Here is a 26,537-nt window from a genome sequence, read left to right as displayed (position 1 = left end):
TTAGGCCTCTTGGGGTTGTTCTTGTGGAGCGAAGGCTTCGACTTGCGCCCAGATCGGCGGCGTTAAGCCGGCTTTGCGGCGCTCTTCGGTTTCACGTACTTGCTGAGCAAAGACTTCTTGGTAGTCCTCACCCATGTTCGCGAGCTCTTTTTCGTAAGAGGAAAGCCCTGCTTCAATACGCAAAATGGCCTCTTTGACTTCCTTCACACCGTCAATGGCCATGCGACCCGTGCCGATCCATGTGCAATTTGTCCAAGCGGCCAGAGCGTCGTATAAATCCATCTTTGCACGCGGCAAGCGAAGCTGACCGCTAAGCACCATTTCTTCAAACCACAAACGAAAAATCATGGTGGCATCACGGGCCGCGATGATCTTGCGGCGACCTTTGTAATAACGCCAGCTCACGAGCATAGATGCGCGGTTTGAACTGTAAGAGCTCTGTCTGAAGTCGCGGGATAACTCTTCGTAAGACGAGTTGGTACCCGCTGCTAACGTACGCAGCAAACTCGATTCAAGCTCAACATAACCATTGTCGACATTGCCGGAGGTTTGCATATTGAGGTGAGTATTGGGCAACAAATGGGGGACATTGACGCCGCCCAGCTTTAAATTCACCTCGTCATAATACTGCGTTTGTTTAGATAGATAGTTTGTCATTGTGGTGCTGGCTTTGCCTGCACCCAGCATTTCGAACACCTCTTTAGAGTCCAAATCGCTTTCAACGGTTGCGGCGTACATAGCGCTCACAATGGCATTTTGAAGCTTTGTTTTTTGCATCTTGGGCATCATTTGCATCTGCTCAAGAACATTTAAAAACTGATTCGCTCCACGCGTCTGGCCCTCGCCAAACGGTTCGAAAATATGAATGAACTTGGGGCGGCCCCACCGGGTAAAGCGCGGTATACGCTCCCACTTGTAACCAAGGCCGCTGCCTAACCCGTACTCGCTTGCGTTACGCAGATGATAGGCCAAGGCTGCTCCGTGCCTATTCTGTTCAACTCCACCTTTTATACGAGGCGTATCCATGGTGCCGTCAGGGTTGCTGACGCGCTGCGGATTGATCGTTTTGATCGCGGTTCGAATAGGAGAGTCAAAGCTATCCGTCCAAATTGGTACACGCATGATTTCACCCACGCGCGTATGTGTTCCAACCCCCTCACGAATCATCATCGTAAATGTGCGTTTGCGCTCGGCATCGAGATAACAGCCCGGATCTTCTGCGATTTCATTCCAAAGCATCTCTACTTCGCGAGCAAAAGCGCGGGCTTCTTCTTCCGGAATGCCGAGGCGCTTCCAGTTAGGTTTGTAACTTAATCGAAACAAGTCACCGACAATGTTGTCGATGTGCAATTGCACGGCGTTAGCGCCGTAAGCATTGTTACGCACCACGTCTTCAGCACGGGCATTACCCAGCTCAAGGTCTGGCAAAAGTGCGGCATCGGCGGTTCGGGCGCTGGGCGACCAGCCTCGCGTCTGCCCTGCCATTCCATCGCCTGCGCCGTCATAGCCACCGGCACTTGCGATCGGGCGGTTGTTGTGGTCGTAGAACTGAATAGCTGGCCGGGTCATTGCGATACTCTCATTGGGCGGCGTTGAGTGCCGCTTATTTGCTGTTTCAATTCGTTTATGTAACGGCGTAGATCACTCATATTAGCGGCAGTAAACTCAAGGTTTTTTCCGCCGCGACTGATCTTGGCCACGCGCTTACCAAGGGATAGCTCGTGTAGAGCGGTCTCGGCTTCTTCAAGCTTTTGCTGTGGAGTCATAAATTACTTCCGACGCCGCATGATATCGGCGATAGTGGGCGTGTTGCTTTCGTCATCTTCAACATCGTCCTCTTCGACGATGCGCTGATTATTTTTGTACTGTGACAAGTCAACGCCACGGCGTTGCTGTAGTAATCGAATGGCAGCAAGGTTGTATACCGCCAAATCCCATGGCTCGTTGCGTCGACCGCCTGCGTCCCAAACAATCTCCGGACGACCTTTGATATATTTCAGCTTGCGGCGCTCGTTGAGTAGCTGCTCGAAATATTGTTTCGGGTATTCATCAGAGACAGGCCAGTGGAACATGCCAGCTGCGTGAGCTGTTTCCGCTTCAACAGTCTGAACCAAACGAGAATGCAGTGTTTCTTTCGCGGTATCCGTGCCGATCATGGCGAGATACACGCCGTGATCGTTTCGATTTTTAGGCCATGTAACGATCGGCTTACCGCTTTGACTGGCACCCTTGATCGCCACAAACTCGCGAGAACCCGACTCTTTACAGAACTGATACACTTGGTCGGTATAGTGACCACCCGAGTCAATCATGCGAATCGAGGGGTCAATAAGTGAGCCGTTTGGCGTGGTGAATGTACGCGTCAAACGCTTATATAATTGATTCCAAATGTGCGGCTGTGTCAGATCACCATAGAGTTTTTCGTAGCTGACCGAGTAGCGCTCTTCACCCTCAATCCATGCCACTGTCTCAATCTCAAAGCGGTCGTCTTGCGTATCGACTGCTTGAGTAATGATGCATTCGTTGAATGGCACCTCGGCGGCGTAGTGTTCACGACGGCGGAATAAGTCTTCGTAATTTAGCCCGTCTTCTTCGTCCACCCACACTTCTCCAAGCGTGGTATTGATAAAGGTTTTTAACCCCTCGCGGGTGCCGTGGTAACGAATCCAATCGCGTACGATCTGAGACCATGGAGAGTCATGGGAATACGCTGACCAGCAATGAAATGATATAGAGCGAGGCGCCTGTACTATTTCACCATGCTCATCAAAGAACACATAACCATCAAAGGTTTTAAGGCCGTCTTCACTAGCCCAGAAGCCTTTCTCGTCTGCTGCTAAATAGTCTTTGTAATAAAAACGCTCCTGGCATGAATGACAAACGTAGTGAACCGATTTTGCGCGCTCTTCAACCGACCCTTCTGCGTCGAAACGCAAACCCTCGCTTCCACCCTTCCCCCAGATCAGAACTTGGTGCGTATCGCAGTGCGGACAAGGAATGTAGCGGCGCATGTAGTGATCAGCTTTGCTGGCTGCTTCATGAATTAAACATGGCCATTCATCACTAATATGCTCGGATGGTGTGCTACCGCGGATCGATTTACGAAATACAGAGCCCTCTAAACGCTTATCACCCAGTGATAAGGGCGAGCCCTCTTTCTCCACGTCATTGTCGAATTTGGACAACTCGTCATAGATGCCGACATCGACTGAGATTTCGCGGAAGTTCTTGGCGGCTTTACCACCAAGCAAATAAATCTGGTTTTGCGTCTCAAATACTTTGGACGCGATTGTGTTGTTTTTGTGCTTAGCGTTGAACCAAGGAAATATCGCTCGAACCGGTTTTACATCTCGAATCATCGAATCGATGTGTTTTTTACTAAACGAATCGCGCGCCCCATCATCGGGCTGCCAAAGCGCGATATTCCGCCCTTTGTGTTCAATAAAGTAACCGATCACCGCGACAATAAGCTTGGTATAGCCAACCCGTGCGGACTTCTCCCAGTTCACCTCTTCAATATCCGCATGGCCCATCGCATTCAAGATAGCAACTTGATATGGACGCGTTTGCCATTTTCCCTTGATGTAACTAGATTCTGCGGAAAGGTAAAAGTATTTGTCAGCCCATTCAACAGCGGTTAAGGGTGATTTAATTTTGAAAAAGCTAAAAGCTCTTTCAATAGCATCACTTAATTTTGCCCTCTGCTGTGGCGACAAGATCTTCGATTTTGTCATGTAGTTTTTCCTCAAGGGTCGCAGCCACAGCACTCATCTGAGCAATCGCCTTTTGGATCTGCTCTATAACATGGCTAGGTAAATCAGAGTTATGACGCTTAATCAGTAAAGGCAGCGTCTCAAGAATGGTGACTTGCTCGGTGACGATCGAAGAAAGTACGTCAAAGACAATGTCGACTGGCATCGACTTAGATTCGAGAATGTCATTTTTAAGGGTCAGTGCTCTGATTTCCTCTCGGAGCTTCTCTGCTCGTAAAAGGTCCTCATCTAGTTGGTCTAATTGCTCGTTTTTAGCCCCTTTCTTGGGGCTGGTTTTCTGCAGGTTTTGGGTCGCATTTTCGATACGGTTTTGCACCACATCAAATACAGCATAAAAATTCTCTCGCCCCCGCTTCTCACGGGCATTGACGCCCCATTTGTCAAACGCCTGAGAACTAATTCCAAGGCTGCTGACGAGGGTGGTTTTATTGACGAGCCCAAGCTCTTTTTTAGACTTAGACATACCAAATACACCAACTTCGCCAACCTAACAAAACAACAACCAAGGAATTCAAAAATTTCATAAATACTGAGAATCTGCGGTTAGCATACCCGTAACGGTCTAAACCCGCATAAGGACCCGCTCTTATTGATAGTGAACACTAACCAAATAGGCTCATTACCCACGCAGCAATAGCTGATGTCATTGGCTCAGGTAGAGCCACGCCAGTAGCCGCTGTAACAGCCAAACCAACCACAGTTGTGATCAACTTATTCTTAGCCGCAACAGCGACCGCTTTCTTACCCTGATCTTTAATACTCATGAGACATTCTCCAGTGTTAATCCGTACAACTCAGCCGGAAAGTTTTTGACGAACTGAGCAACAGTGCCAGCCCCTTTGAAAGTGTTGTAATGCTCTTTCCAGTATTCAGCTAACTCATTGATATCATTAGCTTCTGGAAGCGTTTGAGGCTTACGCCAGTAATGAACACGGCACATCGCCACAGCGTATTTGATGTTACTCATCAGCTCTAATTCGTCCGGTACGCCACACACTTCGAACACGCTATCGGCTTCACCACTAAGCAAGGCACGAAGATCATCCTGCAGTGAGGATTTGTACTTAATGAAATTGCGCCATAAGTCCGCATGCGTTGCTGGCTCCATTTGGATCAGGCCAAGTGCTGGACCTGTGCCAAGCTGCTTAAGATGCGTCGCTCGTGACTCTTGCGTGATTGTCCCCATAACCAGCTGTTCTGCGGCTTCGCTGTACATGCCAAGGTTTGAAAGCGTTGGTAAAACGACATACTCACGCAATTGTTCTAGGTTTAAACTCATGACAGGCTCCGCTTAAATCGATTGATAAATAGTTTGATTGCTTCATCACCCATAAGCCCAGCTACGCCGGACATAAAGCCCGTCATAGCTGGCGGCATGTTCATCGACGTACACAAAAAGAACGTCAACATGCCCAAGAAGCCGCCAGTAAAAACCGCGATAAGCATATGAATTAATGAGAATTTTTTAGAATTTTGCTGAAAGTCACGAAGGTATTTCACAGCTCCACCCAGCACACCGACCATGACGAATGCCGCTGTTTGTAAAAGCTCATCCGGTAGGAATTTCATAAGGTGCGTCCAGTCCAGAAACGAAAAAGCCCCGCAAAAAGCGAGGCCCAGAAATGACAAAGCCCCGCACTTGGCGAGGCCTGATAAGTTGTGTTGCCGTCAGATACAAAACTAACAGCGTGGAGAAACTTTAACGCCTAATTCCCTGCCTCGCAAGCCTTGCGCGCGCAAAAACAAAATGTCGTTCTCTTCTTATGAAAGCGACATTTTATGGTTAAAGCCTTGTACTTATTGGCTAGAGCAAAGCACTTGATCAACTCAATGGCGGCATGTTGGCGGCAAATCACAGGTCTTTTATGATGAAAACGTTTTGTTTAGGCACAAAAAAAACCACCCGAAGGTGGCTAACAATAAGAAATTAATTAAATATAAGGTGTCGATTAATACGAGTATCAAAAGGTTCTTGAAGATTGCCATACAAATCATGATATTTAATAAAAAATTCTATTCTAAGAATCTTATCTCTCATAAATTTGCTGTCTGTTTGCTGATCATCTAGTTTAATTTCAAAGATTGGTGATATGTTTTCAACTGTTATAGCTTGTCCTTTCATAAAATTTCCAGAACCAATATCACATTTAACAATTTCTAGTCTTTCTAACGCTATATAAATATTGCTTTTATCCTGTTCTCCTTTGATTTCATTCCCATCAAGAAAAACCTTAAATTCATCAATAATAGCGGGACCTAAGCCAGTATTTCTGAACCTTGCACCGCATAAACCCTCATGAACATCATTGTAAGTTGAAATGGATAATAGAGGTTTCACACTCATCACCGCTGTTTCTTTTGCTAGTGCTGCAGCTTCCTCGGCTGTTTTCCTTGTAAATTCAGCTGTTTTCTTTGCCAGCTGAGCATCTTTTCGGCTTTGCCACCAAACCAACACAGCAACCAATAAGCTCAGCAACGCGATTGAGTTGGATGCAGCAAACCCAAACAATGCCATTAAGTTTGCGGAAACAAAATCCCATAACTCCGTACTAGTCACTATGTCATTCCTTAATTTTCAAAATTAAATCGAATATACAACAACTTACAGGCCTTCACCAAACCTTTGGCAGTTCATCCCATCTGGTCGTGTAGCCTGGCGATAGGTGTTCGCGTTTCATTGACCATTGTGGTGATACACCTTGCGAGGCGAAGAAGACGTTGCCGAGGCCGCTGTGGTTAATTTTGTCCACGACGTTCATTAGGGCTTTTGAGTTGATTTTTGTGTTGTCGGCTCTGAATAAATCTTGTTGAAAGGCGCCATGTTCGTAGAAGTCGGCGAGCATTACACCGCCTTTGGCGTAGCGATAACCGGCACGATAGATGCGACGAAACAACACCTCGGCCACTTCTAATAAGTCTCGCGTGTCGTCGGTTGGGTTGGGCAGTTCTGCAGACAGGGTTTTCGAGTACTGCGGTTCGTTTGGAATGAACGGACTGGTACGAACGAACACACTCACCACACGGCAAAGGCGTTTTTCTCCGCGTAGTTTCTCGGCCGCTCTGGTTGTGTACTTGGCGATGGCTTCCCGCAATTCTTGCTTGTCTGTCACTTTATGACCAAATGACCGACTGCAAATGATTTGCTGCTTTGTTGGCCTGACCAATTCCAGATCCAAACACGACACGCCATTTAACTCTCGAATGGTTCGCTCCAACACCACAGAAAACTCACTTCGAATCGATTTAGGATCAGCATTCGCCAGATCCAATGCGGTATGAATTCCCCTCGCCTTTAGCTTTGCCGTGGTGCGACGGCCAACGCCCCACACGTCACTTACTTCAACAATTGCCAATAAACGCTTTTGTCTGTCTGGGTCCATCAAATCTACCACCGAACCGGTGGCTGGGTATTTCTTCGCCGCGTGGTTGGCCAGCTTCGCCAGCGTCTTGGTTGGCGCGATGCCAACGCCTACCGTAATGCCTGTCCATTGATCGACCTTCGCCTTTACTCGTTTGCCAAACGCTAGCAAATCCGTCACGTGATCAACACCGGTTAAGTCCATAAAGGCTTCATCGATGGAATACACTTCCAGCCGTGGCGCTTCCTCTTCTAAGATGGTCATTACCCGATTCGACAGATCCGCATACAGCGCATAATTCGACGAAAAGCACACAATACCGTGCTTTCTTATCTCGTCCTGAACCTGAAACATCGGCACGCCCATCTTAATGCCAAGCGCCTTTACCTCTTTGGAACGCGCGACAATACAGCCATCGTTATTCGACAACACCGCAACAGGCGTGTGCTTTAAATCTGGCCGGAACAACTTCTCGCAACTGGCGTAAAAGTTATTGCAATCGACCAAGGCAAAGACTGTTTTATTGCTGCTCATACAGGCGAACCGCCCTGAGCCGCCAACTCGAACACACCAAGATAAGTCACACGCATGATCAACACCAAAATACTGTATGGATATACAGTATAGTTTTAGGCAGCGGGAATGACCAAGTGAATTTTTGTTACAGTAAAGATTTCCTACTTTTCGACAGGAAATGAAATGAGGTCAAATAATTTATGCTATCTTGACAACTTGTGTAAGTGACCAGCAACAGGATAAAACAATTACGGCATTTCAAAAGGACAAAGTATGTCGACACTGCAACAGATACAAAGCTTTTTAGATACATTAAGACAATTACCGAAACCAAATACACCAGAGGCCACTATTTTCAGCATCGGTAGTCGTGGATATTATGAAAACCCAACCACAGATATTTTAGCATTTTTCTGCAATAACAATGGCGAACATGGTTTGGGTTCACTAGTGCTAGAGGCTCTTGTCGATATATTGCCAGAGAAACTTCAATCGATTAGCTGCTCATTATCAACACCGCCAGAAAGAGAAGTAATAACATCGTCTAACAAACGTATAGACTTGATTTTTGAAAGTAAAGACTGGGTAATGATAATCGAAAACAAGATTTTTCATGAACAAAATAACCCGTTTGATGACTATCAAAACCATTTCACTAAAAACGAAGAAAAGCGCTTTAAGAATAAAGAAGCTATTTTCATTGTCCTTTCTCCTTCAGGAGCAACACCAACCGACTTCGATAAATGGATAGGTATTAGTTACCCACGTCTTATCGACTCGATCAAGCACAGACTCGCTGAGTATTTTTTTAAGCAACCACTCAATAAGTGGACAGTTCTGCTACGTGAATTTCTATTACATCTGGAGAGTATAATGAGTACTTCCTCTTACCCTGAAGAAAACATTGACTATGTTATAGCCAACTTATCTCGATTTAGAGAAGCTCAACAATTACAAGATCAATCATTAAAAGCATTTCAAGAGCAACTACAAATTCAATTAAGTACTGAGTTAGGCGTTATAATTAACGTCAAAGCAGACAATTGGGACGGCTCTCCAGTAATGAGGTTTGCTTACCAATCATGGATTTCAAACTCAGATATTGCCCTATCTTTTGGGTCTTCAGAGGATAATGAAAACCGTTACCGTATATCTTGTTATGCCGGTAACATAGTAAATGAAGAAGATCGCAATCATGCAGACAGCATCTTAAATACGAATGATTGTGATATTGCTCCATGGAATGAGCTAAAAAACACTTTTAGATGCTATAGAACGTATCTTGAAGACTTCGATAGAAAAGAAATTCTAAAAAATTTAGTCGAAAAATTAAAGCTCATGGATAGCTTTGAGAAAAGATGATCTAAAAACACAAATAACCAAGGGGCTTACACCCCTTGTCTTTCCCTGCTCTAACCCTCTCCGAAGTGTCGGCCTGTGGCGTTTTTGACGCGTTCTATGGTTTGGTCGAGCTCCGATTTTGCGACCAGAAATGAGGCAGAATCTGAGAGGGGAAAAAGTAAGTTATTTCATCTAGCCACAAATGTTTTTGAATCAAAAAGACGACCTTATGATCGCCTTTTTGGTGGAAAGATTTGGTAAGTTTTTACAAGGCCGCTACTGTTTCTCTAAGTCTTCAATATCTTCTGCGATCATTATTGCTATCCCTTCAATAAACGCATCTTCATCTGACTTGTCTCTCAACGCAAAACTGGCAATTTGCAATTTCATCATCATATTTCCAAGATAATTCAAACCGCCTTTTGATTCTTCAGTTAAAACCTTACCATCCTCTTTAACGATGATTTTATAACCAAAACTAGGATCACGAAGAGAGTCAGAAGGAAACGGGGTAGCGTCACCACCAAATTGTCTATGGTATGTTATCTCAACACTCAACGAGTTCTGGGAGCTATCCAACGTATATAAATTGTCTTCTTTTAAGCGTTCTATAAGACTATCTTGGAAGATTTTTTGCATTTCTTCTTGTGAATAATATTCAATATCTGGCTTAACGGACTCGGTTAGCGTAAGCGAAACATTCTGAAGATATAGCTGATCCGTAGTCTTAATCATCGGGCTAGAATCAATATAAACCGTACCACAACCAACTAACCCAACTACCAGCAAAGAAGCGGTAACGACTTTCAACATGACTTTATGCATTGATCATTCCTTTTATCAAACTTTCACAATAATTAAAAAAGGAAAAATAACATAAATTTACATTTATTTACATTAAATTTAACAATGCACACTCGTCAAAAACTTTGAAACACTGACTTCTTAAGATGCTTATGTACATTAATGTACAGTGGCGGGTGGAGCTTTGATTTTCCGACCAGAAATAAGGTGGGATTTCAGGAATGATGAACGTTAGGGTAAAGTAGCGAGATCAACTATTTACACACGGAAGACGCCATGCTCAAGACAGCCAAGAACACAATAAAGAAAGCAGTTAAAGACCAAGTCGAGTTTTTCCTAGTGTTACTCACAGGCGTGTTTGTAGGGTCGATTTTTACTTTGGCATACATCAAATACTGGGACACAAGCAAAGTAACCTTTGCTGACATAGGTGGAATGCTGGCGGGCGTAGGAACAATTGGACTTTTGATTCTAGCTTGTATAACCGTCAACTCTTGGAAGAATCAACTTCTTTACCAAGAGAAGCGTAAACTCGTTTCTGACTGGTATGTCGAAGCACTCAAATTAAATAGGCACATGAGCTTTCATACCAAAAAATTTGCTAAGTTCTATAAGTTTGACAAAGAACACAATGAATTAACCAATAAAACAGAAAAACTGAATGAGCAGTTATCTATTGAAGAGAATTCTGATGAACAGAATAAAATTCTAAAAGAGATAAAACGAAACAATCAAAAAGAACTAGAACTTCTCCAAATCTGGGAGAAAGAGTGCCCAGACTTTGAAGATGCATTTGAAAAAATGATGGACATAAAATTCCCTTTAGAACGCACGAAAAAGCTCATAACTTGGTCTTTCAAAAACTCTAAGTCTATACAAGAAATTTCATATATTACTGACTTGAGTATGCTATCAAATAAAGTAACCGATGCCCAATCTATCAACGATTATGAGCATCAGCTTAAACTTTATTTCGATAGACACTACTTAACTATCGAAAGGGTTTTTGATCGACTTATGAGGGAGCTAACCTAACCCTCCCCGAAGTGTCGGCCTGTGGCGTTTTTCACGCGTTCGATGGTTTGGTCGACCCATGCGGGGTTGGTTTGGATTCTGGCGAGTTGTTCTTGATAGTTTCGGATGGTTTGGATCATGGCCATGATGTCGGTGGCGGATACGACGGCGATGCTTTCTGTTATGCCTAAGGATTTGGCGACGTCGTTAATGAGTTTGAGCTTTTCGTCGTCTTGGATGGGGGCGGGTAAGGATTGTTGCACTGGTTCGGGTTCTGGCTGTTGGGCTTGGTCGAAGGCGCGGATCACTTCTAAGTTGAACTTGGGGCTGATCCACATGGCGTAAGCGTAAACCAGTTCTTTGCAAACATAGGTTCCAACACCCTGTTTTGCTTTGATAGCCGGAATTCCGGCTATTTCAATTTCAACTATCAACTCTTTCGTTTGTTGATTATTCAAGAAGTAATTTGGACGATGCTTTCTCTCTGCACCAGCCGCTTTATGAAGATCATTAAGGGAATACAATCCGTCGAGTGTGCGAATGTCTTTTGAAGAAATAATTAAATGAGCCATCTATGGCCTCCTATAGTCATATTGACCACCAGAACCAAGGTCTCAATCTCAATTAAGGTGGTGGGTCGAATAACAGGTTGAGACTACCGCCCATAGGATACGGCCTAGCCGAAGCTAGCCTGAAACCGACCCACCATAACAGGCGAATCTCGGCCACAAAAAAACACGCGGTGCGTGTTTTAGGCCGCTATGGTAAAAAACGGGGTCTCAATCCCGACACTGGATTTTGCCAGTGCAGGGTAATGGTAGTATTACACTTAATTCATTTCAAGCATTAAGCCCATTTAATTAAATAGTGTATATTTAACGGCATTAAAATTAATACGGCTATTACAGCCAATAGACAATTATAAAAGGTATGCAAAACATGAGTTTCAAGGACGTGGAATGGTGGGTATGTTGTGCTTTCATCATCACAATCAGCTACACATTAGGCACATTGACAGGCTTTCCAGCATGGCCTGCTAATACTGACAAGCTTTCAGTTGCGTTTGATTTAGCTACAATCATTGCAAGCGTAGCCACTTTTTTTGCTGCTATCTATGCCTATAAATCATTTGCAACAGGCCCAACCAGACAAAGGCAGCAACATAAACTAGAACGATCTAGTGAAAGCCTCAAAGAGCTAAGCCGAGCATACGAACAAACAATGCTTGAACTTTTTAGGTTCTGTAAACAGACGGTGAGCACTCAGGCAGCTAAAGGATTTGCTAAAAGTGGCGGACATTTTATAGGAAAATATCTGAAGCAATACGAGGAACTCATTGAAGTACAAAACAGGTTTATGGATAACCTTTCGCCATATAAGTCTGCCTACACTAACCATAAATGCATTCTTGGCGAAGATACTATTGACGTATACAGTGATAAAGAAATCCTAACCTTTTACGAGGATTTAACCAAAGAAAAAAGGCAATTTAATGATGATGATGCTCAGCGCATCACAGAGTTTCATAACAAGGGAACAGCTAAGATAGAGGCATTATTTAAAGAGCTTTACGCTACCACCTAAACAACATCATCCAGCTTGCCATTAATCCAAGGCTCAACAAATTGAGTGTACAGGCTCGTAAGATAAGCGCGCCATTGAGCATTGTTGTGGGCGTCTGGCCCTAGAATAGTTAGCAACAGGTACTTTTCTTCAAAATCATCAAAGGCATAAATCAGCCAATAGTCATTATCAGGATCCCCCATTCGGGTAGTCCGATAATAAATTTGATCAATTCTAGGGTGTCGTTTAGCCCAATGATTGGCTAGCTCTTGTGTTTGAGCGAGGTGTATATGGTGAACATGAGGGTGGCTTAATGATGCGTCACGACCATAAAAATCTGGCTGCTCACCATTAAGCTTGTAGGATTCAAAAGTATTTTTGTGAAGCTCCCAGTCAGGAGCCATTCTAAAAATAGAGGCTGTCTGTACAATCGCCAAGTTACGCCTTAGCTGGTTGCAGTTGCTCTTTAGAAGTAGGAAACTTGCCGTGCTTTTGGAAGTAAGCAAACACAGCGTCACCAACGGCAGCAGCAGACTTAACGTCTTTCGCGGTCGCTTTTGGCTTTTCTTGTCTTGCTTTAGGTAAAGGCATGATTACAATCTCTTAAATTGAGAATTTATATATAACAATACGTATAATAGTAAAACATGCTTTAGTTTGATAATGATAAATTTCTATCGGTTAGATTCAATCAATAATATTATAAAAAAGCCGCACGAATGCGGCTTTCAACACCTAACCAGAAACCATCTAACCCAGCGAATGGATCAAGATGGTCAAGCTATCCACTAGCTCATTGAGAAGCAAAAGCGCCTCAACTGCTCTTTCAAGACAAAGCTGTAACTTCATCATAGATATTCCTTCTATAACGTACAGATTAATGAAAAGGCTTCGCTGGCGTTAATAGACTCTTGAGATCCTAACCTGAGTGCGCTAGGATCTAATTTGTATTTCGTTGAGCCTGTCTCAGCAAGTGCTGATTGCTTTGGCGAGCAAGATTGCACATCGAAGCCGCTTTTTTAGTTCGCTAAAATAAGCGGTTTTTTTATGTCTGTTTCATATCAAACTCCTCTATAAAAAAATCAGTTTATCACACTCACAAAAGCGAAACCCATGATCACTAAGTATAGCCAGCGTGCACATAAGAGCTTGACCCACTCGTCAACTGAATCAAGAAAGAAATCAACTCAGTATTGAATATTTTACAATAGTCTCGATAAAGATAGCAAATCAGAAAAAACTGTAAGTTACTGTTTTAATTAAAGTTACTGCAACATGTATGACAATATTTATTGCAATAACTTTGATTATCTAATCAAAAAAAGACCTCCCCCCACTCCCCCAACGCTTTGCGCATCTGTTCTCTCGAATGGGTGTGCATGTAGCGTTTATCCAGTCCGTCCCGTTCGTGGTTGAGTAGCATTTCCCCTATTACCCAGTCGATGCCCATGTCTTGCCAGCTGTCGCGGGCGAGTTTGCGTATGTCGTGGCTGGTGAACTTGATGCCCACTTCGTCGCTGAGGCTTTGATACCAACGCTCTATGGTGCGTGTGGTGATGGGCTTAATGCCTTTGACGCTGAATATGTAGGTGCCTCGTTTGGGCAGGCTGTTGATTAGGTCCATGGCGTGTTGGGTAATGGGCAAGCGGTGCTCGGTGCCGTTTTTGGTGTTCTCTGGCGGTAGATACCACTCCAGTTGATTGGGCGAAAAGTGCTTCCATTCGGCAAGGCTGGTTTCACCCTCGCGGGTGGCGTGGAGCAGTTGAGTCATGAAGAAGACGCGGCGTTGCTTTGGTTGCTTGTGGATGACGGCGAGTAATGCGGGTAAATCGTGGGGTTTGAGTCGCCCTGGTTGGCTGTCGGGCTGGGAGGTGGTGAAGCTGCTAAGGGTGATGTTTTTGGTGGGGTTGCTGGCAATGAGGCCGAGTTCATGGGCGCGGGTGAAGGCTGTTTTCAGGGTGCCAAGCACGCCTTTTATGGTGGATAGCGCGTAGTCGCTTTGCATGGGCATGTAGAGCTGCTTGTATAGTAAGGGCTTGTCGATGTCGTTGAGTCGCACTTTGTCGAGCTGGCTCAGTAGATGGTTGCCTATGTAGCTGGACGAGGTGGAGACGTAATCCGCCGAGTAGGTTTTGTCGGCGTCGATGTGCTGCATGTACCAGATTAAGACTTCACCACCTGTTTGAAAGGCGGACACGGTAAGGCTGGCTTCCCGATCGGCCAAGGCGTTGGCACGTATGGCGGGGAGTTCGGCAAACAGGGTTTTGGCGGTGACGGCTGGCCATTTGGCAAGCTTGGTGCGCTGGCGCTTTTTGCCTTTGTAGACGACATCGTAAAAGGTGCCACCCGTCCGCGCCGCGTTGATGTGAAATTCAACACGGCGAGAGTCGTAGAGGTAACGCTTGTCGGTTTTCAGGGCGGCTTTGATGGTGGTGTCGGTTATCTTGGTGGTGCCCTTGGTCATGCAATGGCCCTTCGCTGTTCCTCTGTCAGTCGTGCGGCCAGTTCGGTTTGTAGCTTGAGCAAGAAGCGTTTGCGCCCTTCTGCTATGTTGTTGGCAAAGGTCTTTTCGCTTGGCGTGGCATGGGCGGGGCCAAGGCGTAGTTCAGCGGCGAAGGTAGGCAAAGTGGCAGCTATTCGGGCGTTGGTGAGCGGTTTGCCTTTTATGGTTTTGCGCCCTTCTGCCAGCACCGCAGCGAATAAGCAGAGCTTTTGCATGCGTGACAGGTCACAAAAGAGCCAATCAAAGCCTTTGTCTTTCACGGATAAGGCGCGTATTTGTTTGATCATCGCGGCGTTGCTGTCGCCACCACCGCCAAAGGTTGGCGTGATACCCAGTAGAGCGGACTCACAAATTCGCCCTGTGTTGCCAACGCCAGACCAACCCGCATCGGCTGAGCTGGATAGTAGGTACGTTACTTGATCGTTCACGATCCGCCATCCTAGCGCGCCTAATGTGTTGGGTTTGTCTCGGTTTAGCCAGCGCATTGTTTATTGATTCCTATATAAAACGTGTTTGGGTGGTTTGAAACCTATTATTATTTCTTAAACACCCATAGGTCGTGGGTGTGCGTTTTTCATAATTTCTGTGATTCGAATAGGGTTGGTGATTTGCTCCCATTCATGAAACTCAACATTAACTAATTCCCACAACCCTTGATCATTCACTTTTAGGAAAGCGTAGGCTCCCTTAAAAAAGTAAATGTAATTACAGTCACGTGGGGCATCACTCCAGCTCGCGGTGATCTCAGAGCCATCATCGAAGTGATAGCGAATTAGGTTTTCTGTGCTCATGTCGCGCCCCTTAACAAATCTTTCAACTGACAAACTCTTCCACGGCCAATCACTCGACGATTGAGCAATTCCTGTTCGCTTATTTCCTCGCCGTATTGCTTGGGTTGAATCACGTCTCGTTTGAATCGTTCGCCACGCATCCACGCTTTGCACACGTCCTTGTAAACTTTGGCAAAGGCTCGCTTGCCTGCTCCGGTGTCGCGGCGGCGTAGCTTGGAAAACCCGACTCGTCGCCCTGCTTCGTAAACCGTGTCATGGCTAGGCTTCCAGTGCGCTAGGTCGTGGGCGTTGTTGGCGGCTTCGAAGTACGCCGCGTCGGTTGCTGGGAATTCATCAAACAAATCGTACATGGTTCGCTCCTACCAATCTGTGTCGTGAATGTCTGTCAAGCTGTCGCTAACTTGCTGCTTGGCCACGGCTGGCGGCGTCGGTCGCTGTGCGGCAAACTTCATGGAATTTCGCATCCACAACCTCCAAGCCGCGATCCAATCAAGCATCTTCGAGCCCTTCGCTCGGTGATAATCTAAAAACTTATTCGTCTCGATCCGCCAATCGTTCGTGATTTGATTCTGCGCCAGCCAATCGAGCATTCGCTGATCGACCAAGAACTCATCGGGAACGCCAGAAGCACGTTTTGTTTTTTTGGGTTTGGGAGATTCGACCAAAGATTCATTGACTGATTCATTGACTGATTCAAGAGAGTGACTGATTCCGGGTGCAGCATTTGCACTACCCCCTGGTGCAGCATTTGCACTAGGGGGTGCAGCATTTGCACTACCTAGTGAATCTCCTGCACTAGGGGGTGCAGGATTTGCACCCCCATTGTTTGCTGGCTTTGCGTCGAAATTCAGCACATAGACGTTAGACGAATTGCCTTTCACGCCCTTACGCACTTTCTTCGAGAGATAGCCCGCTTCTATCAACGTATCAATGTGATTCATCGCCGTGCGTTTGCTTATTTCACACTGATCCGCAATGTACTGATAGCTTGGCCAGCACTCGCCTTGATCATTCGCGTTATCTGCAAGTTTCAACAAGACCAATTTACGAAGAGGATTACCCACCTTCGTTTTCATAGCCTTGACCATCAATTCCATACTCATTGGATGTCTCCAATACTCAACGCTATCGCCATTGGTTTAACCCAAACAGGTGCATTGGAAAGCAAAAAGGTCTCGCCTGATCTAGCCAATAAAATGGTGGTACCCATGACTTCGGCAATCGCTTTTGCTGCCGAGGGAGGAACCGCATTTCCAATACGTTCACGCCATGCTTCATCATTCAATCCATCAAGTTCTAGGTACTCTTCTGGCTCAATAAGTGATTGAAGAGCGGCAAGCTCTAGAGTGGTAAAAGGTCGGTGCCATGTACCGTCTAAAGAGCGAATGACAGCAAGGCATTTTTCAGTCGCTTTAGGTAAGCGAGGGTCGGCAACAGACCAGCGGCCATTATCATGAGAGGCAGCCGCCGAAACCGCGCCGCATGAACTATCCCAAGGAATGACACCATAATGACCACCGCCGTAATAACTGTCTCCTTTCTGACGCTTCATACCAGGGCGAGGATCAGCCACCGCAAAAGCACCCTGTCCCGTTGTACTTCCCGCAATAACAGTTCCTGAAGATCGATCAAAATGCGTTACGGCATATTTACTCGCGAAGCCATTGCCACGAGGATCAGCAACCGAAAAATTCCCGTTGGTCGGTTTGCTCTTTCCAGCAACGGTGCCCATGGATTCATTCCAGTCATTTACACCCATATAGCCATTTCGGTGTTCTGGCATGATTACGTAATCACGCAAGTGACCGTCTTCCATTGCTAGGCGCTCAAGGCTTCGCCAATCTTTGCCAGCTTCAACAAACGCTAGTCTTACCCATGTTTTCCATTGAAGACGCGGGACTCGATGCATCGCGCCACCGTGCTTGTCTCCTGGCAATGGCATGCGATCCAGAACAGAACCCACACTTCTTAAGCCTTTATAGGTTGGTTGGTATAAAAAAGGCGGTACTTTTTCAATATGACGAGCGACCAATAAAAAACGCTTACGGCTTTGAGCCAAACCACCAATATCACCACAATCATGGGTTGTTTCAGAAACGGCATAGCCTGCAAAAGAAAGCAGCTGATTGATTTGATCTAACAAGTGACGGCCACGAGTCGCCAAACGCGGCACGTTTTCAAAAACAATCAGATCAACAGGGTCATCTTTCCATGCTTCAATCATTAGCCACACACAACGAAGCGTCAGTTCATTAAGAGCCTGATACTTAGGCGTTACCGACTTTTGCTGAGACAGCAAGCCACTTGCTCCTTTACACGGAGAGCTAATAAACACCACATTTGGCGTTTGGTTCTTTGCAGCCTTTCGAATGTCGGCAGGCGTGGCTTCTTTCCAGTCTTTACAAGGTTCTTTGCCATGAAAACGGGTGTACTGATCACGAGTAAACAAATCCATCAAAGTACCATCCACACCTGTTAATGTTTTGAAGTCTCGAATAGCCGAAGGCTCAACATCAATGCCACCCAGGCATTCAAACTTACCTTCTAAATTACCAACCTTTGGGTTCGCTTGGTTAAATCCTTTTGCACCGGCACCAAGGCCACAGCAAAAATGAAAGTGCGTTATCGTTTCAGTCGTCATGACTCACCCCTTAATCTGTTTCTTGCTGTGTTCAAGCACGGCTTCACGAAGATCCATCAGCGCTTCGATGGCTTCTGTGATTTCGCGCTGGCATTGCTCTTGCTCACGCATGGATAACCTGCCGTCTTCCATGGATTTATGAATCACCGTCAATACATCGCCATGCTCTTTACCGGCCTTCAACACCGATTCCAAAATACCCAGTGGCGCGGCTTGCTTCGCCTTAATGCTTAGCTCCATGCCCATAGCCCGATAGATGGCATGATTGCCAGTTACCAACTGGATTGCCACGGCTTCACGCAAAGTCATTTTGTGCGTTTCAGACTGGGGGTTTGCCTTGTTGAGCAAGACTTGATGACCAGTCCCAAGTAAAGGCGCAATTTGCTTCGCGGAAAGATCCGAGTTATGCACCGTGTCGTAAATGGCTTGGTCAATGTGATCGCTGTGATCCATTGTTTTCTCCTGGAATAATTAAACGTGTTTTGATTCAAAAACGTTCGCTAAGCTGGTTTGGTATAAAGCGCTGGGTCGTACTTCAATGCGCCATTGGTCAGCTTTTCGATTCGGAGGGCTTGTTTCTCGGGGATCACATCGCCCCATTGGGAGACAGAGCTTTGTGAAATTTTTAAAAACTCAGCAAGTTTCGTCCCGCTACCAAAGTGATCAATCAATCGTTGTTTGAGCATGTTTCGTTCAATCCGCTATTTAGGTTTTCCTAAGTTTAATGTCTTAGGAAAACTTAAGTCAAGATAACTTAAGATTACTTATATAAATAATTTAGGATTCCTTACATGAAGACCTTAGGATTACGAATTCGCGAAAAGCGTAATGAGCAAAACATCACTCAATTGCAGCTATCAAAATTAGTTGGGGTTTCTCACGTCACGGTTTCTCAATGGGAAAGCGACACAACAGCACCGAAGGGGGAAAATTTATATAAGCTGGCCCAGACACTAAAAACACAAGCCAACTGGTTGATATCAGGGGTTGACTCAGTGCATGAAAGCAACGTCATCGCTCCGCCTATTCAGCAAAAAATGAAAAAGCTACCTGTTATAAGCCATGTACAAGCTGGCGCTTGGACAGAAGCTATAGATTACCAAGCACTCGGTGATGAAATTCAATGGGAAGAAGCCCCATCTTCAGTAGAAGAAAATGCTTTTTGGCTTAAAGTCATTGGTGATAGCATGACTGCTCAGAGTGGCATTAGTGTTCCTGAAGGGAGTTTGATACTAGTAAACCCCAACATACCTGCAGAGAATGGAAGTTTAGTCGTAGCTAAGCTCGATGGTACCGATGAAGTCACCTTCAAAAAACTAGTGATTGATGCTGGCCAAAAATATCTAAAGCCACTAAATCAAAGCTATAACCCCCTTGCGATCAATGGCAATTGTAGAATCGTAGGTGTAGTGACCGAGTCAAAATATAAATTTTAAAAATAAATTCAGGGATGAATAATGTCCATAATATTCGAGCTTTTCAGATTTCAATTACTCCCTAAAAATCGGTTTGCCCCACAAGTAGATTGGCTCAACGAGTTAATGTCTGTTGAGGAGTTAATCGCAAGAAAAAATGAATTCTTTTTTCAGAGCCTTCTTTCCGTAGTCTCCGACAAACCCTCACTAAAAAATATCAAAATAAAGTCACTATATTGTGATGAAGATTTCATGATTCTAAAATTAGCCAGATCTAGGCAAATTGAACGTGAAACAGAAGACTTTAAAGGAGAGGTTTTGGATGACTGGCCTTCGACTTTAGTCGTGATTTGGAACCATCCAGATAGACAATTAATAGCAGTTCAAAAAAGGCGTAAAGCATTCAAAAAATGTATATATGCCGTTAATCTATTGACAACACACATTAACAAAAGGTTAGCTACACGCCAATTGGTCTCTGAATTTGAACCGCTTTTTGAAAGTAACGAGTTTTGGTCTCTTCTAAAAAGACATGAAGGAAAAGTTACAAACGTGGAGTTTGAATTTATAACTCCTAACATGGCTAGCATGTCAAAAAGCCTTAGCGAAGATATTAAATCTTTCTCAAAGGCAACAAATGCGACTAAGAGCAAGCTAAAATTTGAAGCAGACAAAGATTCAGCTCTTCTACTAGAAAAAGACAATCCTATGCTTAGCGGTCTAGTCGACTATCATAGCAAAGGTGGCGGTAATATTAAGATCAACGTAACTGGACTTAAAAAAACACTTAGCACCTCAGATACGGTTAGAGAAGTAAGCCTAGAAGGTCTTGAAATCGAAGGGAATGAAGCTAATGTTATTAACGCTCTAAAAGAGTTAATAAATGATTAAGGATATTCTTAAAACAGCATTAATTTCTTTAGCTCTAGGGTTTCTCTTAGAGTTGTCTGGTATATGGCTCAAAACAAGCTTTCTTCAAGAGTTTTTTAAAAATAATCTAGTCACGATTCTGGTTGCTCTACTTGCAATAAATGCCACAACTATGGGCATTATCCTCTCAAAAATTAGAGACCTGATTGATAAACATGGCGGTGACGAGTTTTTTAAAAACACCAAAAAAAGCATGCTTATCAGCATACAAGAACAAATTGGACTTATAATTGCGGCGACTATTGTGCTTGCTGCCAAAAGCTCAGAAGTAATCAAACAAATTGACAATCTTCCCCTGTTACTAAACTCAATAACTACTGCAATATTCATCTATGCCCTTTTAGTGCTCTACGATATAGCTAAAGGCGTACTCATTATCGTCGAATACGATATCCCATCCGACAAGTAAACCTCACGACATCGATAGCTTTTCAGAACAAATGATTTAAGTTTTACTAAATTTGTTTGACATTAAACTTAAGTTTTACTAAGTTACGACTTAAGCAAACTTAAATAAACAAACCAAAGGATAGGAATCATGTTAATTCTAACTCGCAGACCACAAGAAGCCATCTACATTGGCGACACCATCAAAGTCACCATTTCCAGCATCAAGGGCAACCTAATCCGCGTTCGTACCGCTACACCAGAACTCCTTGTCGTCACTCGTAAAGTGGGTGAACCCATCAACATTGGCAAAGACATCAGCGTGACACCTCTAAGAATTAAAGGAATGCAAGTGCGTTTAGGCATCGAAGCACCAAAAGACATCAACGTCCATCGCGAAGAGATCTACAACGTCATCCAAGCAGAGAAAGCCCAACAAGCAACGGCCAACGCGTAAGGCAAGGAGGTCACCATGAACACAGAGTCAATAAGCTGGAACAGCGACCAAGTCGCAGGACACGACGGCAACAGCAACCCAATTACCGTGGGTGAATTGGTCGCAGCTATAGAAGGATACGAGCTACTTGTTTGCATCGCATCAATGCCAGACAGCATGCGTGACAACTTAGCCCGTGCCGCTGGGGAAAACTACCGCGTCAAAAGCAAAAACGAACAGCTAGAACGCACGGTGAAAGAACTAGAAAACCAGCTCAACACCTCTTTCTCACGAATCAGCGACTTACTGGCAGAGCGTGCAGAAGTAGACAACAGCAAGCTACTGGAAGCCCTAGCCAAATACGCCAACCCAAAACACTGGCGCAACCCATACAACCAACACGGCGAGCTAGACACGCAGCAAAGAAGCGTTTTCGCCCATGGTTACCACGGCTTTGAACTTGCCATGTCAGTACTTAAAGACAAACAACAAGCCGCTTAAGGAGAAGGATGATGAGTTCAAAAACACTATTTTTACTAATGGCAGAATTTGAAGGACGAGCAACGGTAAAGCTTGAAGATGTGTTGCACTACACCAACTTCAAAACACTGGCCGAAGCCAACAAAGCAGCGAATGCAGGTGAACTAATGATACCCGCATTCAGAATGGCTCAATCTCAGAAAAGCCCGTATCTCGTCCATTTGGAAGACTTAGCGGAAGCAATAGACATAGCAAGACAAGAAGCGAAAGAAAGAGCTCTACTACTAAGCGGTAGAGCGCCTGTCATGATCAAAGAACCAAAGAAACAAACGGTAGAGCAATCTGGGCCACTGCGACGTGGCCGACGCACTCAGCGAGAGGCTATATCGGCTTAACCAAGCCGGCCTCTCCAAGGTCCTTCACTGGTTCAAAGTCCGCGTATTTATCAAACTGCTCTAATTTACTTAAATGCGTATATCTCGATAAATTGCTCCAAGAGCGATGCCCCGAAATCATGCTTACTTGTGGAATTGAATAGCCAAGTTCAAATAAGTGACTCACACCTTCATGGCGCAAATCATGAAAGGTTAAATCTTCGATATTTGCTGCTTTGCAAGCCCTTTGAAATGCTGCCCCTATGGTACGTTCTGCATAAGGAAATATTCTTAACTCCCCGTCTATTTTAGGCTGGCGCTTTATTAGCTCCATAACGCGACCAGGTAAATGCAGCGTCATGTTGTTGCCCTTCTTTTTTCGAGGGTGTTTCATGTCTTTAATTTCGACTTGAGCTTTTTCAAAATCAATATCAGGCCATTCAATGCGGCATATTTCACCAAGGCGTCGAGTAGAAAAAATAGCAAACAGAACAATATCATCTAGGGGGGTTGAAAAAGGCGTATTTCTTCCCTGTCCATTTTTCTCTCTATGTTTGTAAGCACAAATATCACTCAGTTCATCAAGCGAAGGTCGACGTGTTCTAGCGGCTGAACGATCAATAATGCCCATCCTTCCGCCTAATTCTAAGGCGTCTTCTATCTCTTGTAGGTCGATAGGAACAGACCAAGCAACCCTAGCGTACTTTGCCAACACTCGAATAAAACATATATCTTGATTCACCGTGGCAGGCTTAGCACCATCTTCATGGTAACGCTTGCGAAGATACTTCATTAAATCTGCCGAAGTCATTTCAGATAAAAGAACACCTTTTAAAAAAGGCTCCTTACTCATCAGCAACATGGTGCCACGCTTGGTTCTGCCTAATGGATTTGGTGCATCTTCATGCTCAAACACATAACGCGCCATACCCTCAGCAACTGAAAGTTGAACAAGTGACTTGCCACTATCTAGTTTGCGCTTAACTTCGGCTTCGCGGGCATTTGCCCATATCTCAGCATTTTTCTGAGCATTACGCCCCTCGAAGGTCTCGCTTTCACTAAAGACAACTTGCCCTAATTTTTTAATGCGGATTTGAGCATAAACCACGAAAGTTCCATCTTTCTTTTGTCGTTTCCTGTAACTAGCCATACCATGAACCTGTAATTTTATGACATAATTGAGCTATTACTTTTTAAGTGCATTATTTGGCGATTAAAACACCAGTGCTAAAAAATAATTTTCAGCACTTTGTTAGCACCGTACCACCTAAAACGCCATATTTTAACCCAAAATGACCATATAAATGCTAAATAAAATCACAGATATTATAGGCGCTAAGCCAGCAAAATCAAAGGATACAGTGGATAGACGCTTTTCCATTGCACCCATGATGGACTGGACTACATCCGATTACCGGGTTTTCGCTAGAACACTTAGCAAAAATACGCTGCTTTATACCGAGATGGTGACGACGGGCGCGTTGCTGCAAGGTAATCATCCTGAAAGATTCTTACGTCATGATGGTTGCGAGCACCCTATTGCCTTGCAATTAGGTGGATCTGACGCGATTGCCTTGGGAAAATGCGCAAAAATGGCGCAGCAAGCTGACTTTGATGAGGTTAACCTTAATGTGGGTTGCCCAAGCGACAGAGTACAAAACAGTTTAATCGGTGCATGTTTGATGGCTTACCCTGATAAGGTAAAAGATGCCATGCGCGCGATGCAGGATAACTGCGATATTCCGGTGACGATCAAACACCGCATTGGTTTAGACGACCAAGAAGATTACAGCGTGGTGCGGGATTTTGTCGGCGATGTGGCGACAACTGGCGTGACGACCTTTATTGTCCATGCTCGTAATGCAATTTTGGAAGGCTTGAGTCCAAAAGAGAATCGTGAAGTTCCACCGTTAAAATATCATTATGTGCATCAGTTGAAGAAAGATTTCCCTGACCTTGAAATCATTCTAAACGGTGGCATAAAAACACTAGAAGAATGCGAAGAACAATTAGTGCACGTCGATGGTGTGATGGTTGGCCGCGAGGCTTATCACAATCCTTGGATTTTAAGCCAAGTCGACGAAGTATTATTTGGCGGTCAGGCCTTGGTTCATGATCGCTACGAGGCACTAGACGCTTTCGTTCCATATGTTGAACGCAAGCTGGAAGAAGGCGAACGCTTGATGCACCTCACCCGACATATTTTGGGTATTTTTCAGGGCGAAGCCGGCGGCAAACAGTTCCGTCGCTACCTATCTGAAAATGGTCACAAAGCTGACGCAAAGGTAAATGTATTATTAGAGGCCATTGAATTGGTCAAAAATCATCAACGCAAAGGATAAGAGCAATGAGCAATAAGTTATCTCAATTAAAAGAGTTCACGACCATTGTGGCCGACACCGGTGATATCACGGCAATCAAAGATTTTTTACCACAAGATGCGACAACTAACCCATCTTTGATGCTTAAAGCGGCACAAATTCCAGAGTATGCCCCTTTCCTTGATCAAGCGATTGCTTGGGCAAAAACACAAAGTAACGACAAAGATCAGCAAATTTTAGACGCTGGTGACAAGCTTGCCGTTATTGTTGGTACTGAAATTCTAAAATATGTACCAGGACGTATTTCTACTGAGGTTGATGCACGTTTGTCTTTTGATAAGGAAGCAACGCTAGCAAAAGCGCGCAAATTGATTGCGCTTTATGAAGAAGCTGGCGTGTCTCGTGACCGCGTTCTTATCAAAGCTGCGTCTACTTGGGAAGGTATTAAAGCCGCAGAAGAGCTAGAAAAAGAAGGCATCAACTGTAACTTGACGTTGCTATTCTCTTTCGCTCAAGCACAAGCGTGTGCTGAAGCGGGCGTTTACCTGATCTCTCCATTCGTTGGCCGTATTCTTGATTGGTACAAAAAATCTACTGGTCAAGAATACACAGCTGAGACTGATCCAGGTGTGGTTTCTGTGACTGAAATCTACAACTACTACAAACAGCACGGTTACAACACTGTTGTGATGGGCGCGAGCTTCCGTAATATCGGCGAAATCGAGCAACTTGCTGGCTGTGACCGTTTGACTATTAGTCCTAACCTGCTTGAAGAATTGAAAAAAGACGAAGGCAAACTTGAGCGTAAATTGGTGCCAACGACAGATGTGAAACCAGCTCCTGCAGCAATCACAGAAACTGCATTCCGTTGGGCAATGAACGAAGACGCCATGGCCACTGAAAAACTGTCTGAAGGCATTCGTAACTTCGCAGCGGACCAGGCTAAACTAGAAGTCACTTTGGCGTCTATGCTTTAGGTGCTTTAGGTGCTTTAGGTGCTTTAGGTGCTTTAGGTGCTTTAGGTGCTTTAGGTGCTTTAGGTGCTTTAGGTGCTTTAGGTGCTTTAGGTGCTTTAGGTGCTTTATAATGCCATAATACAAGCCTAAAATGCGACATAGATCGCGCTTTAGGCTTACACTAAAGCCCATAATTCAATCCCTCCCCACCTCAAACTGAATATACAATTGATATAATTAATTCACATACCAAATATTTTCTCCTACGAACTCACCGTGCAATTTATTGTCATACTCTGCAACGATAAGACATGACATACTTTATATCGATAACGTCCATCATAGTGACAGGAGAACAAGCCTTATGAACAAACCATACAACAAGCTGACCCCTGCAGAAGCCAGTGTCATTCTTGATAAAGGCACAGAGCGTCCCTTTACCGGAGAATACACAGACAAAATGGAAGGCGGCCTCTATGTTTGTCGCCAATGTGACGCCCCCCTTTATACTTCAGAGCACAAATTCATTTCTCATTGCGGCTGGCCAAGCTTTGACGATGAGATCCCTAATGCGGTAAAACGTGTCCCCGATGCCGACGGTCGACGCGTAGAAATCGTCTGTGCCAACTGCGAAGGCCACCTAGGGCATGTATTTGAAGGTGAAAGACTCACTGAAAACAACATCCGCCACTGCGTCAACTCCATCTCTATGAAGTTCGTTAGCCAAGGCTGATTGCTTAGCCCAAAGCACTAAACAATAAAACCGTCTTCTGGGCGGTTTTTTTTGCTTTTCTGGCTAAGTTTTTTTAAATTGCAACATAGCCCAAACAAAGAATATTAAGCTACCACAATATATCTTGACCTATATGTATGTATGAGCCATCATTTATACTAAATCACGTATAAAAATTTAATCCAGTAACAATGAGCGAC

35 protein-coding genes are annotated in these 26,537 nt (G+C 44.6%); 12 read left to right on the top strand and 23 right to left on the bottom strand.

Annotated elements, in window-relative coordinates:
• The 9 genes from KDW99_RS08920 to umuC all read right to left on the bottom strand — a co-directional run bounded on the left by KDW99_RS08920 (position 1) and on the right by umuC (position 7,666).
• A complete protein-coding gene (locus KDW99_RS08920) occupies positions 1 to 1,569 on the bottom strand; it encodes a phage portal protein (RefSeq protein WP_255828950.1) in 1,569 nt (522 codons plus the stop codon).
• Positions 1,566 to 1,766, bottom strand: coding sequence for a gpW family protein (gene gpW / locus KDW99_RS08915; RefSeq protein ID WP_255828949.1), 201 nt, complete (start codon positions 1,764 to 1,766; stop codon positions 1,566 to 1,568). The genes KDW99_RS08920 and gpW overlap by 4 nt, the downstream gene beginning before the upstream one ends.
• Positions 1,767 to 1,769: 3 nt before the next feature.
• A complete protein-coding gene (locus KDW99_RS08910; protein ID WP_255828948.1) occupies positions 1,770 to 3,734 on the bottom strand; it encodes a phage terminase large subunit family protein in 1,965 nt (654 codons plus the stop codon).
• Positions 3,685 to 4,236 carry a terminase small subunit gene (locus KDW99_RS08905; protein ID WP_255828947.1) on the bottom strand — a complete coding sequence of 184 codons (552 nt, stop codon included), beginning with the start codon at positions 4,234 to 4,236 and terminating at the stop codon, positions 3,685 to 3,687. The genes KDW99_RS08910 and KDW99_RS08905 overlap by 50 nt, the downstream gene beginning before the upstream one ends.
• Positions 4,237 to 4,375: 139 nt before the next feature.
• On the bottom strand, positions 4,376 to 4,537 hold the full coding sequence (locus tag KDW99_RS08900; RefSeq protein ID WP_255828946.1) for a hypothetical protein: 162 nt from the start codon (positions 4,535 to 4,537) through the stop codon (positions 4,376 to 4,378).
• A complete protein-coding gene (locus tag KDW99_RS08895) occupies positions 4,534 to 5,052 on the bottom strand; it encodes a hypothetical protein (protein ID WP_255828945.1) in 519 nt (172 codons plus the stop codon). Before KDW99_RS08895 ends, KDW99_RS08900 begins: the two co-directional genes overlap by 4 nt.
• On the bottom strand, positions 5,049 to 5,342 hold the full coding sequence (locus tag KDW99_RS08890; RefSeq protein WP_255828944.1) for a phage holin family protein: 294 nt from the start codon (positions 5,340 to 5,342) through the stop codon (positions 5,049 to 5,051). Before KDW99_RS08890 ends, KDW99_RS08895 begins: the two co-directional genes overlap by 4 nt.
• A gap of 358 nt (positions 5,343 to 5,700) precedes the next feature.
• On the bottom strand, positions 5,701 to 6,330 hold the full coding sequence (locus tag KDW99_RS08885) for a hypothetical protein (RefSeq protein WP_255828943.1): 630 nt from the start codon (positions 6,328 to 6,330) through the stop codon (positions 5,701 to 5,703).
• Between the two features lie 55 nt (positions 6,331 to 6,385).
• Positions 6,386 to 7,666 carry a translesion error-prone DNA polymerase V subunit UmuC gene (umuC, locus tag KDW99_RS08880; RefSeq protein WP_255828942.1) on the bottom strand — a complete coding sequence of 427 codons (1,281 nt, stop codon included), beginning with the start codon at positions 7,664 to 7,666 and terminating at the stop codon, positions 6,386 to 6,388.
• 255 nt (positions 7,667 to 7,921) lie between these two features.
• Here umuC and KDW99_RS08875 point away from each other — a divergent pair, with 255 nt between their 5' ends.
• Positions 7,922 to 9,010 carry a PDDEXK-like family protein gene (locus KDW99_RS08875; RefSeq protein ID WP_255828941.1) on the top strand — a complete coding sequence of 363 codons (1,089 nt, stop codon included), beginning with the start codon at positions 7,922 to 7,924 and terminating at the stop codon, positions 9,008 to 9,010.
• A gap of 255 nt (positions 9,011 to 9,265) precedes the next feature.
• On the opposite strand, the gene KDW99_RS08870 is transcribed toward KDW99_RS08875, so the two are convergent.
• Positions 9,266 to 9,814, bottom strand: coding sequence for a hypothetical protein (locus KDW99_RS08870; protein WP_255828940.1), 549 nt, complete (start codon positions 9,812 to 9,814; stop codon positions 9,266 to 9,268).
• Between the two features lie 255 nt (positions 9,815 to 10,069).
• On the opposite strand from KDW99_RS08870, the gene KDW99_RS08865 reads away from it, so the two are divergent.
• Complete coding sequence (locus tag KDW99_RS08865; RefSeq protein WP_255828939.1) at positions 10,070 to 10,828, top strand: hypothetical protein; 759 nt, start codon at positions 10,070 to 10,072, stop codon at positions 10,826 to 10,828.
• Here the strand turns inward: KDW99_RS08865 and KDW99_RS08860 are convergent.
• Entirely contained in the window at positions 10,825 to 11,379 is a 555-nt protein-coding gene (locus KDW99_RS08860) for a KilA-N domain-containing protein (RefSeq protein ID WP_255828938.1), read from the bottom strand. The genes KDW99_RS08865 and KDW99_RS08860 overlap by 4 nt on opposite strands.
• A 367-nt stretch (positions 11,380 to 11,746) precedes the next feature.
• Here KDW99_RS08860 and KDW99_RS08855 point away from each other — a divergent pair, with 367 nt between their 5' ends.
• Entirely contained in the window at positions 11,747 to 12,391 is a 645-nt protein-coding gene (locus KDW99_RS08855) for a hypothetical protein (protein ID WP_255828937.1), read from the top strand.
• Here KDW99_RS08855 and KDW99_RS08850 read toward each other — a convergent pair.
• From KDW99_RS08850 to KDW99_RS08805, 10 genes are all read right to left on the bottom strand, one after another.
• The gene (locus KDW99_RS08850; RefSeq protein ID WP_255828936.1) at positions 12,388 to 12,807 is read right to left on the bottom strand and encodes a type II toxin-antitoxin system YafO family toxin; all 420 of its coding nucleotides are present in this window, start codon (positions 12,805 to 12,807) and stop codon (positions 12,388 to 12,390) included. The genes KDW99_RS08855 and KDW99_RS08850 overlap by 4 nt on opposite strands.
• Before the next feature lies 1 nt (position 12,808).
• Positions 12,809 to 12,961: a hypothetical protein gene (locus KDW99_RS08845; RefSeq protein ID WP_157789907.1), complete on the bottom strand. Its 153-nt coding sequence runs from the start codon at positions 12,959 to 12,961 to the stop codon at positions 12,809 to 12,811.
• A 724-nt stretch (positions 12,962 to 13,685) separates the two neighbouring features.
• Positions 13,686 to 14,834 (bottom strand): tyrosine-type recombinase/integrase, encoded by a 1,149-nt coding sequence (locus tag KDW99_RS08840; RefSeq protein WP_255828935.1) that lies wholly within the window; start codon positions 14,832 to 14,834, stop codon positions 13,686 to 13,688.
• Entirely contained in the window at positions 14,831 to 15,301 is a 471-nt protein-coding gene (locus KDW99_RS08835) for a hypothetical protein (RefSeq protein WP_255828934.1), read from the bottom strand. Before KDW99_RS08835 ends, KDW99_RS08840 begins: the two co-directional genes overlap by 4 nt.
• Before the next feature lie 114 nt (positions 15,302 to 15,415).
• Positions 15,416 to 15,664: a hypothetical protein gene (locus KDW99_RS08830; RefSeq protein ID WP_255828933.1), complete on the bottom strand. Its 249-nt coding sequence runs from the start codon at positions 15,662 to 15,664 to the stop codon at positions 15,416 to 15,418.
• Complete coding sequence (locus tag KDW99_RS08825; RefSeq protein ID WP_255828932.1) at positions 15,661 to 16,014, bottom strand: hypothetical protein; 354 nt, start codon at positions 16,012 to 16,014, stop codon at positions 15,661 to 15,663. The genes KDW99_RS08830 and KDW99_RS08825 overlap by 4 nt, the downstream gene beginning before the upstream one ends.
• A gap of 9 nt (positions 16,015 to 16,023) precedes the next feature.
• Positions 16,024 to 16,767, bottom strand: a complete 744-nt coding sequence (locus KDW99_RS08820; protein WP_255828931.1) for a helix-turn-helix domain-containing protein — start codon at positions 16,765 to 16,767, stop codon at positions 16,024 to 16,026.
• Complete coding sequence (locus KDW99_RS08815) at positions 16,764 to 18,305, bottom strand: DNA cytosine methyltransferase (protein WP_255828930.1); 1,542 nt, start codon at positions 18,303 to 18,305, stop codon at positions 16,764 to 16,766. The genes KDW99_RS08820 and KDW99_RS08815 overlap by 4 nt, the downstream gene beginning before the upstream one ends.
• 3 nt (positions 18,306 to 18,308) lie before the next feature.
• Positions 18,309 to 18,758, bottom strand: a complete 450-nt coding sequence (locus KDW99_RS08810; protein ID WP_255828929.1) for a phage regulatory CII family protein — start codon at positions 18,756 to 18,758, stop codon at positions 18,309 to 18,311.
• Positions 18,759 to 18,805: 47 nt separating this feature from the next.
• A complete protein-coding gene (locus KDW99_RS08805; RefSeq protein WP_255828928.1) occupies positions 18,806 to 18,991 on the bottom strand; it encodes a Cro/CI family transcriptional regulator in 186 nt (61 codons plus the stop codon).
• Positions 18,992 to 19,096: 105 nt separating this feature from the next.
• Between KDW99_RS08805 and KDW99_RS08800 the strand changes: the two genes are divergently transcribed.
• The 6 genes from KDW99_RS08800 (at position 19,097) to KDW99_RS08770 (ending at position 22,348) form a co-directional block, all read left to right on the top strand.
• Positions 19,097 to 19,741, top strand: coding sequence for a LexA family protein (locus tag KDW99_RS08800; protein WP_255828927.1), 645 nt, complete (start codon positions 19,097 to 19,099; stop codon positions 19,739 to 19,741).
• A 21-nt stretch (positions 19,742 to 19,762) separates the two neighbouring features.
• Positions 19,763 to 20,611: a hypothetical protein gene (locus KDW99_RS08795; protein WP_255828926.1), complete on the top strand. Its 849-nt coding sequence runs from the start codon at positions 19,763 to 19,765 to the stop codon at positions 20,609 to 20,611.
• Positions 20,604 to 21,059 (top strand): hypothetical protein, encoded by a 456-nt coding sequence (locus KDW99_RS08790; protein ID WP_255828925.1) that lies wholly within the window; start codon positions 20,604 to 20,606, stop codon positions 21,057 to 21,059. Before KDW99_RS08795 ends, KDW99_RS08790 begins: the two co-directional genes overlap by 8 nt.
• A gap of 129 nt (positions 21,060 to 21,188) precedes the next feature.
• Complete coding sequence (csrA, locus tag KDW99_RS08780) at positions 21,189 to 21,494, top strand: carbon storage regulator CsrA (RefSeq protein ID WP_370646887.1); 306 nt, start codon at positions 21,189 to 21,191, stop codon at positions 21,492 to 21,494.
• 15 nt (positions 21,495 to 21,509) lie between these two features.
• The gene (locus KDW99_RS08775; RefSeq protein ID WP_255828924.1) at positions 21,510 to 21,974 is read left to right on the top strand and encodes a hypothetical protein; all 465 of its coding nucleotides are present in this window, start codon (positions 21,510 to 21,512) and stop codon (positions 21,972 to 21,974) included.
• 11 nt (positions 21,975 to 21,985) lie between these two features.
• A complete protein-coding gene (locus KDW99_RS08770; RefSeq protein WP_255828923.1) occupies positions 21,986 to 22,348 on the top strand; it encodes a pyocin activator PrtN family protein in 363 nt (120 codons plus the stop codon).
• Here the strand turns inward: KDW99_RS08770 and KDW99_RS08765 are convergent.
• Complete coding sequence (locus KDW99_RS08765; RefSeq protein WP_255828922.1) at positions 22,335 to 23,477, bottom strand: site-specific integrase; 1,143 nt, start codon at positions 23,475 to 23,477, stop codon at positions 22,335 to 22,337. The genes KDW99_RS08770 and KDW99_RS08765 overlap by 14 nt on opposite strands.
• A 154-nt stretch (positions 23,478 to 23,631) precedes the next feature.
• Here KDW99_RS08765 and dusA point away from each other — a divergent pair, with 154 nt between their 5' ends.
• Together dusA and tal are read left to right on the top strand one after the other, a co-directional pair.
• Positions 23,632 to 24,669: a tRNA dihydrouridine(20/20a) synthase DusA gene (dusA, locus tag KDW99_RS08760; RefSeq protein WP_255828921.1), complete on the top strand. Its 1,038-nt coding sequence runs from the start codon at positions 23,632 to 23,634 to the stop codon at positions 24,667 to 24,669.
• Between the two features lie 5 nt (positions 24,670 to 24,674).
• Positions 24,675 to 25,625: a transaldolase gene (tal, locus tag KDW99_RS08755; protein ID WP_255828920.1), complete on the top strand. Its 951-nt coding sequence runs from the start codon at positions 24,675 to 24,677 to the stop codon at positions 25,623 to 25,625.
• On the opposite strand, the gene KDW99_RS08750 is transcribed toward tal, so the two are convergent.
• Complete coding sequence (locus KDW99_RS08750) at positions 25,615 to 25,764, bottom strand: hypothetical protein (RefSeq protein WP_255828919.1); 150 nt, start codon at positions 25,762 to 25,764, stop codon at positions 25,615 to 25,617. The two genes, tal and KDW99_RS08750, sit on opposite strands and share 11 nt — an antisense overlap.
• A 204-nt stretch (positions 25,765 to 25,968) precedes the next feature.
• Here KDW99_RS08750 and KDW99_RS08745 point away from each other — a divergent pair, with 204 nt between their 5' ends.
• Entirely contained in the window at positions 25,969 to 26,337 is a 369-nt protein-coding gene (locus KDW99_RS08745) for a methionine-R-sulfoxide reductase (protein ID WP_255828918.1), read from the top strand.
• Positions 26,338 to 26,537: the final 200 nt, after the last annotated feature.

The organism is Marinomonas rhizomae, assembly GCF_024397855.1.
GTDB lineage: Bacteria > Pseudomonadota > Gammaproteobacteria > Pseudomonadales > Marinomonadaceae > Marinomonas > Marinomonas rhizomae_A.
The sequence above is the reverse complement of the archived record's forward strand: the minus strand, read 5'-3'. Positions and strand labels throughout refer to the sequence as shown.